This is a genomic window from Ammoniphilus sp. CFH 90114 (genome assembly GCF_004123195.1).
Taxonomy (GTDB): Bacteria; Bacillota; Bacilli; order Aneurinibacillales; family RAOX-1; genus YIM-78166.
This window is the reverse complement of record NZ_SDLI01000008.1, coordinates 162,991-177,332: the sequence shown is the minus strand read 5'-3', so window position 1 is coordinate 177,332 and position 14,342 is coordinate 162,991. Positions and strand designations below refer to the sequence as shown.

Here is a 14,342-nt window from a genome sequence, read left to right as displayed (position 1 = left end):
AGTGAAAGTGGTTAGACATAGTCTAGCCACTTTTTAGTTTTTTAGGATGGTTACCAGTTTGAAAGGAGGTCGTAGATCTTAAAATCAGCTTAAGGAGTAGTGCCAGCAAAACACGGTAAGTACGATAAACATTAAAAAACATTGTCTCAAAGGTCTTAATCTAGAATAGATTGAGACTTTATTTGTGATTACTTTTGAAACATTATTTAGCAAGCTGATTATCCAATACAAAGTGTTTAACAGAATAGTCTCAATAATATTTGTTTATGAGATGAAAGTTATTAAGCTAACGTGAGAATAGTGCAGTAATAACTTTTGATAAATCTATTTAACTTGTGGGGACATATAACTGAAACGGCCAAGAAAGAACAGGGTAGAGAGCCGCCTAGTTTAAATCAACGATCCTTTCTTACTTTAACTAGTTGTATAATTTATATTATATGTAAATTATAGTATTTGAAAGCAGTAGTGTTGCATTAATATTTTCTAATTATTTTTAATATTGATGAGTGCAGAAAAAAATCCTTTATAGTGGATGTACAGCTGATTCCTGTCCCCAAATCCAACATAAAGGAGAAGCCTATGGACAAGAATACACTACTTTCATCATTTGGTAAATGGATTGCTCTCCTATCAGTTCTGTAAAATTTCTACAAAGAGTGGAAGAAACCCAGCAAGATAAGTATGTGAAGAAGCTATCGACTAAAGCCTACCTTCTGGTATTTTTACATGCCCAACTTCAGCAGAGAGAAGGCTTACGTGTTTTCCGGAATATTTTGTCGTGGAAATCGCTGGAAAAAATGATCACACAAATGGAAATTCTCATTGATGAAAAAGTTGTCATGTACGTGTTTGATCGAGGCTACGTCGATTATGAAAAGTTTGATCGGTACTGTGACCATGGTATTTTCTTCGCGACAAGGTTAAAGAAAAACGCGATTTTCAGGGTCTTAGAGTCGTTTAAAGTACCTGACAATTCACCCATTCTGATTTCATGGGGCTCATGGGAACCCCATGAAATCAGAATGGATAATGTCTTAAGATTGATTGAAACCACGGATTCCGAAGGAAAAATCATTCGATTTCTTACGAATCGGTTTGATCTAGAAGCCGAAGAACTTGGAGAGTGTTTTGGGACTGTACTGGGATTGGAAAGTACAGCCTCTCAAAAACGTAGATGGATACCGATGAAAGTGGTCGCCAGTTGATAGGTCTCATAACCCTCTTGACGAAGTTTACTGGGTGAGCTGCTTGAGGGAAAACCTCACGAGCAATTCTTATGGGGAGGGGCTGGAAACGGATTGCAAACGACACCGCGCCAGTCCTTTACCCGAAGCTGTTTTTTAAATGGGTGAAACAGCATTTAAAAATCAAGCCCCTTTACGGAACGGACGAAAAAGCCGTATTAAATCAAGTGTATCTCTCCTTGATTTACTTACTGTTTAATGGTAATGATCCAGATGGAGACACAATCTAAACAATCTCTGCTGCAAATTACACGCTGGTTAAAAGTATTATTATGGAAACCTTCAGATACATGGACAGCAAGGTTAAGACCACACCCAAGTTGAAATGTAAAGTTGTTCACAGGAACTACATTTCATGGGATAAAATAAAATGGACAGTGATCACCTTTACTAGGTTATCGGTTCTTTGGCCCAAGGATACCAAATCCTTAATATGAATATTTCGTAATTAATCCAGACTATTTTTATGCAACACTACTGAATTGAAAGTTATTTTTTATATGGATTCTATTGAATGAAGTCATATTAACGTATCATTTTCTAGCAGAAAGATCTCAAAAGAAGATGAAAAATAAAATGTAATTAGATGTCATCTCTTTTGAGTTCGGTGTTATTGAATTACGGTACGCTAGGAATTGTTAGAGGATAATAAAATAGAAATTTTACCATTAAGGAAAATCGGGTGTTTACTTTATAATCTAAGAGAGTGTAATTAATTAAGCCTAACTCTGAGTTGTGTCGGCTCCCTCCATTAGACCAATATTGGTGCCCATTTACATAAAACTTGTCTAATCATCTTATATCTTTATTCTTTTGTCTTATTCTTTTGCCTAATAACACTTAAAGTATAGCTAACTAACTTTTAAAAACAAATAACTGAAAAGAGCTGCGTCAAAAGCTTAAATTTCTATCAACCTTAGAACAGATTTTTATATTCCAGTGATTCATCTTACGATATAAGGTGGCTCTTGTGATACCGAGCTTCCGAGCCGCTTCACTTATACTACTAGCTTCTTGAAGGGCTTTTTGGATAGTCTCTTTTTCTATATCCTTCAAATTAACAATTGAACGTATGGGGGTGCTTATATGCTTCCGAAGCACATCGGGCAGGTGAGAGAGTTCAACAGCTTTCTCTTCTTTAGCCAGCAGGAAGGAGCGCTCCATAATATTTCGCAATTCACGGATGTTACCAGGCCAGGAATGTGTCTTTAAGACTTTAAGCACCTCGGGGGATAGAGATAATGGTCCTTTCTTATAATATTTATGAAACTCTCTTAGAAATTGCAGGGCTAAGATCTCAATGTCTTCGGATCGCTGTTGCAAAGCAGGAATATTAATCATGAAGACGTTAAGACGGTAGAATAAATCTGATCGAAAAGATCCTTTGAAGGCAATCTCTTCCACCAAGTGACGATTGGTCGCGGCGATAATTCTAACATCTATATGTCTTTCCTTATGATCTCCGATTCGAACGACTTTACGGTCCTCCAATACACGAAGCAGGGTTACTTGCAACTCAAGAGGCATCTCCCCGATCTCATCTAGAAACAGAGTTCCCCTATGTGCAGCCTCAAATTTACCGATTCCACCGCCTTTTCTTGAGCCGGTAAAAGCACCTTCAATATAACCAAATAGCTCACTGGCAATAAGTTCACGAGGGATGGCACCAGCGTTTACTGCTATAAAAGGCCCTTCCTTTCTTGAGCTCTGCTGGTGGATAGCCCTAGCCATTACTTCTTTCCCTGTACCGGTGTCCCCCAGAATGAGGACGTTGGCGTCACTCTCTGAGGCAATTTTAGCTATTGAAAGCTCCTTTTTAAAGAGAGGATTACGAGTCCGAATTCTATCGAACTGAAACTCTTGGAGAAGTGGCGTATCTGCGCTATCTTTTCTTTTTTGCAAGAGTCGGATGAACCGAGAGGTCCCAAGAGGATGTACTTCACTCTCATGATAATAAGATAGTTCATTTAGCTCATGATCAGAGATAAGTTCCCCTACTTTCGCCCGGACATGAGAAAAAGCTTCCCGACTGACGTATATTACTTTATTGTCCTCGTCTATCACTAAAATTGCTTCAGGAGAGATTTTCCCCCATAAGTCCATGATAGCTCTCCACTGATCTTCTTCAAACTCTACCTTATTCTGATAGATTGTTTCATTGAGCAAGGGCTTGGCAACAATAGGCTGGTCAGAACTCCACAAGATATCAAATTGCCCTTGTAAGTTTGCTTGTCCAATCCAAACTTTTCGAGAAAGATGGTGATTTCGATTCATCTGCACAGGTCCGCAGGGGGAAGGGAAGGTTCGTCCATATAGAAACTTTAATATTTTCTCTACCTCTGCGGTTCCTGACACAGAAAGAGCTTCGAAGATCATATTCACTCCAATATAGGTACTGCACATTACCGAGGAAACGACTGTATCCTCCCCGAATTTATCTTTCATTCCTTTAACGAAGACATGGTTATCTAAATTCTCTATGGATTGAAAATAGCTCACACCACTATAATGACCTGCAGCATACTTTGGGCCCATCTTTTTAATTTCAAGTTCAGTCGTAATTGGACTAAAAATCGGAATCTGCTTGGGATTGAGGTTTAATTCATAGTATTGCTGATAAAAATGTAAAATGCTTTCTCCTACCAGGGTGGAAATAATGGCATCAGGTTTTAGTCTTTCTATTTCTTGTAGGAATGTAGTGAAAAGCTTGTGCCCAAGGGGAACATATTTCTCATCCACGACCGTTCCATTTAGTTCTAGTAGGAGCTGTCTAATTTGCTGATTGGTGTATCGAGGATAGATATAGTCGTTACCAATCAAATATATCTTCTTTCCAATGGAAGGCAAGATATATTGTAAAATTGAAACAATTTGCTGGTTAGGGACCTCTCCTATGTAAATGACGTTGGGGTGGATTTCTTGACCTTCATATAGAGTAGGATATACAAGTAAACACTCATATTGCTCTAATACGGGAAGAATTGCTTTCCGACATGCTGAAGTATAGCAACCAATAAATATTTTGATCCCTTCCTTCGCTAATGCCAAAGCTTGCTGATAACAAATTTGCGGATCCGACTGAATGTTACGTAATTCAAAGGTAATATTCAGGTTATGAGGTCCCTTTTTACAATTATATTCTTCCAGGGCATATTGAGCGGTTCGAAATTGTCCTTGCTCTGTTGTGGAAGTAGTACCTGTGAGAGAAAAAAGTAGACCAATACGAAAAGATATCATCAACGTCTTCTTCCTTCCTGTTTAAATATAAGACAGTGTATACAAATGGTACAGTTTACATGTTTCTTTGATATTATACAATATAATACAATATTTTTAGAATTTTTTAAACATAATTTGTATTATTTCGATACATAACCATTTATTACTCTTTTATTCATTTATGGAATATAAAGCGTTTTTATAATTGGCACGCCTTTTGCAATGTAAGATAGCAGATCAACCAAGAGATCCATAAGGGTCCAGGGCGATCCAACTAAATAACCGATGCGAAAGGGGTATGAGGATGAGACACGGAGACATTTCTAGCAGTCACGATACGGTAGGAGTTGCGGTGGTGAATTATAAAATGCCGCGCCTCCATACACGGGAGGGGGTCATTGAGAACTGCCATAAAATTGCAGAAATGATCGTAGGGATGAAGCAGGGCTTACCTGGTATGGATCTTGTTATTTTTCCGGAGTACAGTACTCACGGAATCATGTACGACGAGCAAGAGATGTATGACACCGCTTCTATTATTCCAGGAGAGGAAACAGCAATCTTTGGAGAAGCTTGCCGTAAGGCTAATACGTGGGGCGTCTTCTCGTTGACAGGAGAGCAACATGAGGATCATCCAAATAAGGCTCCTTACAACACATTGGTACTCATAAATAATAAAGGTGAAATAGTACAAAAGTATAGAAAAATTATCCCGTGGTGTCCGATTGAGGGTTGGTATCCTGGTGATACTACGTATGTAGCTGAAGGGCCAAAGGGCTTGAAGATAAGTTTAATTATATGTGACGACGGTAACTATCCGGAAATCTGGCGTGACTGTGCAATGAAAGGAGCAGAACTCATTGTGCGTTGTCAAGGTTATATGTATCCTTCAAAAGAGCAACAAATTATGATGTCCAAGACAATGGCGTGGACCAATAATACCTATGTGGCTGTTGCAAATGCAACTGGCTTTGACGGGGTGTATTCCTACTTCGGTCATTCGTCCATCATTGGATTTGATGGACGTACGTTAGGTGAATGCGGAACAGAACAGAATGGTATTCAGTATGCGGAACTCTCCGTTTCTCAGATCCGTGATTTCCGCAAAAATTCTCAATCTCAGAACCACTTATTCAAGCTTCTCCACCGTGGATATACGGGCTTAATTAACTCTGGGGAGGGTGATCGGGGCTTAGCGGAGTGTCCATTTGAATTCTACCGTACCTGGGTACTAGATGCTGAGAAGGCAAGAACAGATGTAGAAAAGTTTACGCGTACTACTGTAGGTACAGCTGAATGTCCAATGGAAGGCATCCCTCATGAAGGATTAGAAAAAGTGGCCGGTATAAAGTAATTGATTAAATGCGGGCCAGGCATAGAGCCTGGCCTATTCTATTTAGGGAGGAGTGGCTATGCCATTTATCACAGATAAATTAAAGGGTATGGAACAAAAATCCATTGTACTCCATTCAGAATCTCAAGTGGATATAGAAGGAAAACATTTAGTTACTCGCTTTCGGTTTAAAGCCGAAGACGTGGTCGAGAAACTGCGAGCTAGGATTTATGGACAGGATGAGATCATCGATCGTTTGGAAGAGACTCTGAAAATCATCTGGTCCGATATCTCAGATCCGTTTAGACCGCTCTATGTGGGTTTGTTTCTCGGTCCTACAGGTGTAGGAAAAACGGAAATGATTCGAGCCTTAGCCGAAGCTATCCATGGTCAGCCAGAAGCCTTCTGCCGAATCGACATGAACACCTTATCTCAAGAGCATTATGCTGCCGCATTAACTGGTGCTCCACCAGGGTATGTTGGTAGTAAGGAGGGATCCTCTTTATTTGATCCTTCTCTCATTGAGGGGACCTACAGCAAGCCGGGAATTGTTCTGTTTGATGAAATGGAGAAAGCGAATGACCAAGTCTTACAATCCCTGTTAAATGTGATGGATAACGGGGTCATGGTTATACCCACAGGGGAGAAGAAGATTAATTTTAGGAACTCTATGATCTTTATGACAAGCAACCTAGGAGCGGAGGAAATCATGGAGTTTGCCCATGATACTTTAAAAGGGAAATGGAAGCGTTTGATGTACCCGCTACATCCGAAATACTGGGGGAAAGAGAATCTGTTACAGGGAATCGTTCAATCTAAGCTTGAAAAACGGTTTACCCCAGAGTTTATTAATCGGTTCGATGATATCTTCGTCTTTAACTGGTTGGAGAAGGAGGGGCTCAATCCCATACTGGATACCTTTATGGCATCGCTCAATCGAAGAATTACAAAATATCAATGTATGATTAAACTAGATGAAAGTGCCAAGGAATTTTTGTTAAAAAAAGGCTTTGATAGGAAATATGGAGCCAGGAATTTAAGAAGGACGATCCGAAAGTACGTAGAGGTTCCTTTGGCTGCCCATTTAAGTAATCGATTACAACAAGATCAAGCCATACAATATATAGTAAGCAACTCCGGTGATGCATTAGCATGGAAGGAAGAGATATTATAGGGAAGGATGAAAAGGGATGGGAACGGTTGGACTTATGTATGTTGGAGCAGTTCTCTTTGTAAATAGCCTAATGTTACTTGGAAAAGTAGATGGGAAAAGTGCAGGTGTTTTTAATCTCTTCATAGGTACCTTACAAGTCATTACCCCTTTTTACTTAATATTTACAGCGAATGGTGACTTGTGGGCGATATTTAATGCCTCCGGTATCTTCTTGTTTGGTCTCACTTACTTATATGTAGGAATTACAAATTTGAAAGGATATGATGGTTCTGGTGTTGGATGGTATTCTTTATGGGTTGCCATATTAGCCGTAGGCTATGGAATCATGAGTATTGTTGAATTTAATGATCTTAAGTTTGGGGTTATTTGGTTCATGTGGGCCTTCCTTTGGACCTTATTTTTCCTTCTCCTTGCTTTGAAAAAAGAGATTTCTATATTTACTGGATGGGTTACCCTAATCCAAGCTTGGGTAACTGCTACCATTCCAGCTTTCTTGACCCTCATTAATAAGTGGGAAACAATAGGAACTATACAAGTCTATATAATTTCACTAATCTGTATATTCGTTTTTGCAACAATATTTAACATTACGAGAAAAAGAAACCAAAATAAAGGGAGTAGTCACGGTACAGTAATATAAAAAAATGATTGAAAGTACGTATTGCCTAGAGAAAAAAGGTTGGACTGTGGGGAGATTGCACAACGCCAAGACTTAAGAGCTTTATTAAAGTTTATCTAGACCGGTCTTGGCTTTGTAAAGGTATAAGAATATATCGCCCATATATCTTTCTTGATGAAAATTATTGATTGAGTTAAGAATACCGTAGTGAAGAAATGGATGATAATTTAGGCCTTTAAATGTTGTTATGATATTTGAAATAAATAGCTTGAGTAAAAGGAGACAAGCTTTCCTAAGTATAAAGAATCCCTCTTAGGAGAATGACAATGATACTATATAAACTGGTATATCTTTTGAGAAAGATTGAAAAGGAAAAGGAGCATCTAAATAAACTTGTTGTTAAAAAGGGAATATCTAGTCATGATGTACTAACAGCGAGTCAGGAGTTAGATAAAATAATTGTGGCTTATCAGAAAACACTAGTAACTATTTCTAGGTATTAAGTCATTCAATTACATGCTAATTATCAAGTCCTGCTCAATGCTACTGTTTTGTTGCAAGACAGTGACGAACTTCATGGTATTATTAGTGGCATCATATATATCGCCGAGCAATTCACAGAATCGGTCACTATCGCCGCTGCTTCGATGGAAGAACATTCCGATGTAAGTTACGTTGCTTGCGGATGAAGCGGAAAGCCGTTCCGAGCAGTCTAGTAAACTTTCAAGGATTGCACAGCGGTTTAAGGGGTAAGGGAAAGCTACTCCTTGTTCAGGGTTAATATGTAGTTCTTCAGTTCTAAAGTAAAATTTTTGCTATTTGTATTTTTATATACACATATATATATTTGGAGTCCAAAAAGACGATTCTCTTATGTAAAGAAGAACCATCTTTTGTTCTTTATGCTAAATATTAGATTCGTCGTATTAATAAATGAGTCGTAACCCCGAACTATATAATTAAGCATACCTTTTGGTAAGCATGGCAAATAGCCGTATATCATTAATTTTTTCAACGGATATACGGCTATTTTACTTTCCACACGTTTCTTGGATATTTTTTGACCAAGGCATGTATTGATTTAAAATTTCTGAGTTTCGATGGATATCCAGATTGGGTAGATCCTTCCCTAGTATTTTTACAAGGTAACGATAGAAATCTACTCCATTTGCTTTGACTGTTTCTGCGATGGTTAAACAGATCGCGTTGGCTGTTGCACCGTCTTCACTAACAGAATGGAGCCAGTTTTTTAATAGGACAATGGTCGAACCTTAGAAGGGCACACTTTGATACACCCAATTATAGGCGTTAGATTGATCTGATTTACTATGGATCGGTTAATAATCTGTCCAGGAGTTTCATCGACATGGATAATCGACTTTGCCAGCATGAAACCCTTCAATTGTGCATAAATAGGCGATAGCCAATTGTGCTCCCAATTCGATAGATTCTTATCATTGGTCATCACTAGGCACTTAATCTACATTAAGTGTCTAGTCAAGCTGTAAATTTTTGATAGTGCTTTATTGAAAGCTATTTATTAAGTTTAAACTTTAGCTTCTTCTTTGGCTGTCCTGCATGGAAGGAGTTTTTTTATTGGTGAAACATCCTGCAGAAACGGCAGGAATGCAGAATAACAATTTCAAAATCGTGTTTTAGCCTTTTAGAGAGAGTAGGTTACAAATCTTTTTGTGCATAGTCGTAATTTGTCTTCCTTATAAGGAGAAATCTTGTTGTATTTTTCTGAAAAAAGTAGTTGACGAAAACAATCGATGCAATTAAAATATACGCAAATATACAAAAAACGAAAATGAATTCCGATAATCGAAATTTGAAAGGGTGATCATGATGACCACTTTTCATGAGGAGCTATTGAGATCAGCTGATGAGGTTATGACTCCAGAACGATTAGGGGCATCCAGAATGACAAGCCTCAGCTTTAGCCGAAGCATGCTTCGAAAAGTCATGAATCAAAAATGGGAAATTAAGCGTATTCAATTTGAATTGGATGAACAGGGATATGGTGAAGCTTGCTATTCGATTGAGACGGGAAACGAAACTTATTACTTTGTTGTCTTCTCCCATCAATTGTCTGATCAGGAGAGAAGCGACCGAGTGATTGCGGAAAGATGGGACGTAACGTTTGCTTTATGTGAAGGCCCGTTGACAGAAGAGAAGAAAGAGCGGCTCCGCCAAGGACTTCCTTATCAGGAAGCTGGCCGCGGAGATGCGATGGACCTTGTCTGGTCGAGGGCGAATCGCAGTACGCGAGTATTTGAATCTATCATCCAATCATTAGTACAAGGCCAACAGCCGGACTCCCGATTTTTGGCTGAGGCTGGCTATCTGCTTCGTACCACAGCGGTTTACGGGAATGGAAAATTCGGAATCGCCCCATATGAAAAATTGAAGCCGGATCATCCCTTCTATGGAGCGTTCCGAGCGCAAATGTTTGCCGTTTGGATGATACGCCAATTCAGCTTTGAAATGCTGGATCATATCGCCAAGGCGCAGAATCCGCAAGCCGCTCAGCTTCATCCCGATTTGAAGCGATTCCTGGGAATCGGAAATGCCACCGGACTTGGCATGGTGCCCTACTTAATCTCTCATCCGAAGTTGATTCATGCTTGGATTCACATGAGAGAAACAGCCATGGCCCGCGTCATGGGCGTGAAGGCATCCCAAGCAGAGGGCAATAAGCTATTAGGACACATCGAACGTTGTATTTCCTACTTTTTGGAGTCGCCTTTGGTTCATCTTCAAGCTTTCACCAAACCGGAAGTGCTGGCAGACGAGCTTAAGCAAGTTAAACAGCTTGCGGAAAAGTTCATCGAAAAAGGCGAGCTTCCTTGGAGTGAACTATCTGAAATCGCTAAAGAATCATTTGGGGTAGAAACCCAGGAATTATTGAATGCCTTAATCATGGAGTTATATCCTCAGCTGATTTTAGATCTTGAGGATCAAACCACCGTGAAAGAAGACTATGATCTCATCCCTCAGATGAGAATCAAGGAATTGAGAGCCATTGTCCGTGAAAAGTATGCTTGGGCTCTCCGCTATGACTTCTCGGACAAAGATGAGCGAAAGTACTTTTGGTACCGCTCAGCGGAAAAGGAAGAGCCCCGCATGGGAGAAAGAGGGGTTGATCCGGGAGAAGATCATGAAATGCCCATGGGCATCGCCCTGCAGGTACAACATCTCAACGAGACATTGGGAGAGGCAACCGACTCGGAGGTGGTCGCGAAGTTCGTGCTCCGTCATCCGCAGCATAAGGCGATCATTCGCCGTATTCAGTCGCTTAAGGATGAGCCTTATGCCGAAATTCATGGGAACCTGCTCGCTAAAGGGTTATTGCCGATTCACTTATTGCGATTTAAATTGGCCATGTTTGGGGCAGAGCGGTTCGATCCGCAGTCCAATCGCTGGGTAAGAGTGACTTTGTTTCAAGGAGCGCCGTTAGTAGAAGACATCGGAGAAGAATTTGAGGACGATTGGATTTTTCCAGCCATTCCTCGACTGGAGGTTATACAATGAACAGCTTGGCAAAAAAAGACATGATTATCATTGATGGTTTGGAACTGTGTAATTGGGATCGAAATCTTTTGCTGGAGCTTCATAAGGGAGAAGTCACTTGTATCCATGCTTGCGTTGGGCTCTGGGAAAATGCGAGAGAAACGCTGGGGAAGATCGGGCGCTGGTATCGTTTTTTTGAAGAAAACGCAGATCTGATCATCCCGGTCAGGACAGGCGAAGATATCCTAAAGGCCAAAGCGGAGGGCAAGGTAGGCGTTGTTCTAGGCACACAAAATGCTTCTCCTATTGACGATGATATTGCCTTGATAGAGGTTTTCAATAACTTAGGCTTAAAAATTATGCAGTTGACCTATAACAATCAGAATCTGATTGGCAGCAGTTGTTACGAAAAAACGGATACGGGTCTTTCCCGCTTCGGAAAGAACGTAGTTGCAGAAATGAACCGAGTCGGCATGCTCATCGACTTATCGCATTGCGGTGACCAAACAACACTGGATGCCATTGAAGCATCGCGTCGCCCAGTCTCTATCACGCATGCGAATCCCGATTGGATTTATCCATCTAGACGCAATAAATCGAGGGAAGTACTTCATGCCTTGAAAGACAATAGGGGGATGCTTGGACTGTGTGTATATCCCTTCCTCATTAACGGTGCAGCTACGACGATGACGGAGTTTTGTGAACTGGTTGCTCGATCTGTTGATTTTATGGGTGTGGAGCAGGTTGCATTGGGAACAGACTTAACGCTGAACCTTGATGATGAATTCCTGAAATGGATGCGCATGGGGCGCTGGACTTTTGAAATGGATTACGGTGCAGGATCGAAGGACAATCCGTCTTGGCCGGCATGGCCTGCTTGGTTCCAAGGACCGGCCGATTTCCCGAATATTGCAGACGGATTGCTGGCCCATGGCTTCAGCAAGCAAGATGTTTATGCCGTAATGGGCGGGAATTGGCTGAACTTCTTTACGGAAAGCTTCAAATCGGAAAAGGAGTTGAAGGTATGCGTGTAAGCTATCCAGAACTATACGTCCTTTGCAAAAAGGCGCTGGAATCCTGCGGGCTGCCCTTAGGCTCCATTGAAGAAGCGGCGGAAACGGCAGCGTGGGCGGAGTTTGTGGGATTAAATGGGGTGGCGCAGCTTGCAGAAGTATTGCCTCAGTTGGAGCGGGCCGATGTTTCTGCGATTCACATTAGTTCCGAGTCCGATCGACTTTCCCTGATTGACGGCGCTGGCCTTCCTTCTTTATTGACGGGAAGGGCGGCAGCAGATCTGGCTTATGCTCAAGCAAAGGAAAGAAAGATTGGGATCGCAGAGGTAATAAACACTCGTCCATCCGATTGGCTTGCCCAAAATGCATTGCAGATAGCGAAACGGGGATTGGCTTGCACGATCCTTTGGAGTGATCGGGATGGCGATCATATGGCCATGATGACTCCGACTATGCTACAGCCTGTGATCGCCAGCAAAGGAACAGGATCATCCTATATATCTAGCTTTCTGATTCTTTGTGCCGAGCCAGGCTACCTTCCTATAAGTATCCAAGATCAACAATCGTCAGAAAGACTCCAAGAGAATTGGGATCACGCGATGAAGTACGGAAAAGAAGTGAACGAAGAGTCTTGGACTGTGCTGGTTTCTGCAGCCAGTCAAGTCTTGGTGGAAGCAACGGAGCAGTCTCGCCTAAGAGGAGCGGGAGAAGGGGCAAGCGAATAGCTAAACAGGGAGAGGAGATTAACCATGGAAGCGACCAAAAATCTAGAAGTAATCAAGAATTTCATCGATGGGCAATTTGTAGCAGGCAACGGAACGGAACAGCAGGAAGATATCAATCCGGCAGATAGACGGGATGTGATTGCCCTGGTGCAGCCTTGTACGGAAAAAGATGCGCTGGCAGCAGTGGAAGCGGCCAGCCGGGCTTTTCGGACGTGGAAAAAGGTCCCTGCCCCGCAAAGGGGAGCCTACTTGTTCAAAGCTGCCGATATCATGGAGGCACAGCAGGACGAGTTAGCCCGGCTGATTGTCCGTGAAATGGGGAAAACGCTGGCAGAAGCGCAAAAGGAAGTCGCTTATGCCGTCAATATTATCCGATTCTATGCGGGTGAAGGAACCAGATTAAACGGAGGACTCGTATCATCCGATCATCCAGATGTACAAATCCAGCTGATCAAAGAGCCGATGGGCGTGGTTCTCGCAGTGACGCCTTGGAACTTCCCTCTATCGATTCCAGCGTGGAAAATTGCTCCTGCTATAGTGGCCGGGAATACAGTTGTTTTCAAGCCTTCCTCCGATACGCCATTAGTGGGCATGAAGTTGATGGAGATCCTGCAGCAGGCTGGCCTTCCGGCTGGGGTTGTGAACGGAATTGTCGGGCCTGGAAGATTGGTGTCAGGTTTGATTCAGCATCCTGCTGTTCAAGTGATCACGTTCACAGGATCCAATCGAGTAGGAAACTTGATTTACCAGGAAGCGAGTAAGGACATGAAGCGCGTGCAGCTGGAAATGGGCGGAAAAAACCCGCTTCTCGTTCTCGATGATGCGGATATCGACTTAGCTGTGGATTTAGCAGTGCGTGGAGGATTTGCCCAGGCAGGCCAAGCTTGTACAGCAACCAGCCGAGTGATTGTGCAGTCTGCCGTAGCGGAGGAGTTTACGCAAAAGCTGGTTGAAAAAGCCAAGCAGATCAAGGTCGGAAATGGAATGAGCCCAGGAACTGAAATGGGGCCGCAGGCCACGGCTGGCGAACTGGCTTCCACTTTACAGGCGATTCAAGATGCTGTGAACGAAGGGGCAGTTGTATTAGCAGGAGGGTATACCCCGCAACATGATGAAACCGAGCATGGGTATTATGTGAATCCTACTGTGTTGGGGAGCGTAACGCCTGCCATGAAGATTGCTTTGGAGGAAGTATTTGGGCCGGTTATCGGCATCATTGAGGTCGAGAGTGTAGATGAAGCGATAGAAATTGCCAACCAAATCGAATTTGGTTTGTCCTCAGCGGTGTGCACCAAGAGCTTGAAGAATATGAACAAATGCTTGCAGGAAATTGAGGCAGGGTTGGTTAAAGTGAACATGCCCACAACCGGTACGTCTTTCCAAGCTCCATTTGGAGGATACAAGGGCTCCAGCAATGGTATCTTTAAAGAGCTGGGAAGCGAAGCGATCGATATCTATACTAGGACCAAAACCGGATATATTTTATATAGCTAAAAGGA

11 protein-coding genes and 2 pseudogenes are annotated in these 14,342 nt (G+C 41.9%); 11 read left to right on the top strand and 2 right to left on the bottom strand.

Features of this window, described 5'->3' with window-relative positions:
- Positions 1–617: 617 nt before the first annotated feature.
- From EIZ39_RS27880 to EIZ39_RS18190, 3 genes and pseudogenes are all read left to right on the top strand, one after another.
- Positions 618–755 (top strand): annotated as a pseudogene (locus EIZ39_RS27880) (DUF4372 domain-containing protein); the annotation flags it as partial.
- A gap of 93 nt (positions 756–848) precedes the next feature.
- Positions 849–1,208 (top strand): annotated as a pseudogene (locus EIZ39_RS18195) (hypothetical protein); the annotation flags it as partial.
- Between the two features lie 71 nt (positions 1,209–1,279).
- Complete coding sequence (locus EIZ39_RS18190) at positions 1,280–1,477, top strand: hypothetical protein (protein ID WP_129201506.1); 198 nt, start codon at positions 1,280–1,282, stop codon at positions 1,475–1,477.
- A gap of 661 nt (positions 1,478–2,138) precedes the next feature.
- Here the strand turns inward: EIZ39_RS18190 and EIZ39_RS18185 are convergent.
- Entirely contained in the window at positions 2,139–4,484 is a 2,346-nt protein-coding gene (locus EIZ39_RS18185) for a transporter substrate-binding protein (RefSeq protein WP_240675865.1), read from the bottom strand.
- A gap of 286 nt (positions 4,485–4,770) precedes the next feature.
- Here EIZ39_RS18185 and EIZ39_RS18180 point away from each other — a divergent pair, with 286 nt between their 5' ends.
- From EIZ39_RS18180 to EIZ39_RS27780, 4 genes are all read left to right on the top strand, one after another.
- Complete coding sequence (locus EIZ39_RS18180; RefSeq protein WP_129201505.1) at positions 4,771–5,820, top strand: aliphatic amidase; 1,050 nt, start codon at positions 4,771–4,773, stop codon at positions 5,818–5,820.
- Between the two features lie 58 nt (positions 5,821–5,878).
- Positions 5,879–6,973 carry an AAA family ATPase gene (locus tag EIZ39_RS18175; RefSeq protein ID WP_129201504.1) on the top strand — a complete coding sequence of 365 codons (1,095 nt, stop codon included), beginning with the start codon at positions 5,879–5,881 and terminating at the stop codon, positions 6,971–6,973.
- Between the two features lie 16 nt (positions 6,974–6,989).
- Positions 6,990–7,613, top strand: coding sequence for an AmiS/UreI family transporter (locus EIZ39_RS18170; RefSeq protein ID WP_129201503.1), 624 nt, complete (start codon positions 6,990–6,992; stop codon positions 7,611–7,613).
- Between the two features lie 299 nt (positions 7,614–7,912).
- A complete protein-coding gene (locus EIZ39_RS27780; RefSeq protein ID WP_129201502.1) occupies positions 7,913–8,095 on the top strand; it encodes an aspartyl-phosphate phosphatase Spo0E family protein in 183 nt (60 codons plus the stop codon).
- A 746-nt stretch (positions 8,096–8,841) separates the two neighbouring features.
- Here the strand turns inward: EIZ39_RS27780 and EIZ39_RS27105 are convergent.
- The gene (locus tag EIZ39_RS27105) at positions 8,842–9,057 is read right to left on the bottom strand and encodes a hypothetical protein (RefSeq protein WP_205668583.1); all 216 of its coding nucleotides are present in this window, start codon (positions 9,055–9,057) and stop codon (positions 8,842–8,844) included.
- A gap of 380 nt (positions 9,058–9,437) precedes the next feature.
- Between EIZ39_RS27105 and EIZ39_RS18155 the strand changes: the two genes are divergently transcribed.
- The 4 genes from EIZ39_RS18155 to EIZ39_RS18140 are packed head-to-tail and all read left to right on the top strand — an operon-like array spanning position 9,438 to position 14,337.
- Entirely contained in the window at positions 9,438–11,126 is a 1,689-nt protein-coding gene (locus EIZ39_RS18155; protein WP_129201501.1) for a hypothetical protein, read from the top strand.
- The gene (locus EIZ39_RS18150) at positions 11,123–12,139 is read left to right on the top strand and encodes a membrane dipeptidase (RefSeq protein WP_129201500.1); all 1,017 of its coding nucleotides are present in this window, start codon (positions 11,123–11,125) and stop codon (positions 12,137–12,139) included. The genes EIZ39_RS18155 and EIZ39_RS18150 overlap by 4 nt, the downstream gene beginning before the upstream one ends.
- A complete protein-coding gene (locus EIZ39_RS18145) occupies positions 12,130–12,843 on the top strand; it encodes a DUF3726 domain-containing protein (protein ID WP_164985164.1) in 714 nt (237 codons plus the stop codon). Before EIZ39_RS18150 ends, EIZ39_RS18145 begins: the two co-directional genes overlap by 10 nt.
- A gap of 24 nt (positions 12,844–12,867) precedes the next feature.
- Positions 12,868–14,337 carry an aldehyde dehydrogenase family protein gene (locus EIZ39_RS18140; protein ID WP_129201498.1) on the top strand — a complete coding sequence of 490 codons (1,470 nt, stop codon included), beginning with the start codon at positions 12,868–12,870 and terminating at the stop codon, positions 14,335–14,337.
- Positions 14,338–14,342: the final 5 nt, after the last annotated feature.

Bases quoted from the DNA above. Each gene is read 5' to 3' on its own strand.
- EIZ39_RS18190 (WP_129201506.1), top strand. From the start codon at position 1,280: ATGGGGAGGGGCTGGAAACGGATTGCAAACGACACCGCGCCAGTCCTT.
- EIZ39_RS18185 (WP_240675865.1), bottom strand. From the start codon at position 4,484: ATGATATCTTTTCGTATTGGTCTACTTTTTTCTCTCACAGGTACTACT.
- EIZ39_RS18180 (WP_129201505.1), top strand. From the start codon at position 4,771: ATGAGACACGGAGACATTTCTAGCAGTCACGATACGGTAGGAGTTGCG.
- EIZ39_RS18175 (WP_129201504.1), top strand. From the start codon at position 5,879: ATGCCATTTATCACAGATAAATTAAAGGGTATGGAACAAAAATCCATT.
- EIZ39_RS18170 (WP_129201503.1), top strand. From the start codon at position 6,990: ATGGGAACGGTTGGACTTATGTATGTTGGAGCAGTTCTCTTTGTAAAT.
- EIZ39_RS27780 (WP_129201502.1), top strand. From the start codon at position 7,913: ATGACAATGATACTATATAAACTGGTATATCTTTTGAGAAAGATTGAA.
- EIZ39_RS27105 (WP_205668583.1), bottom strand. From the start codon at position 9,057: ATGACCAATGATAAGAATCTATCGAATTGGGAGCACAATTGGCTATCG.
- EIZ39_RS18155 (WP_129201501.1), top strand. From the start codon at position 9,438: ATGATGACCACTTTTCATGAGGAGCTATTGAGATCAGCTGATGAGGTT.
- EIZ39_RS18150 (WP_129201500.1), top strand. From the start codon at position 11,123: ATGAACAGCTTGGCAAAAAAAGACATGATTATCATTGATGGTTTGGAA.
- EIZ39_RS18145 (WP_164985164.1), top strand. From the start codon at position 12,130: ATGCGTGTAAGCTATCCAGAACTATACGTCCTTTGCAAAAAGGCGCTG.
- EIZ39_RS18140 (WP_129201498.1), top strand. From the start codon at position 12,868: ATGGAAGCGACCAAAAATCTAGAAGTAATCAAGAATTTCATCGATGGG.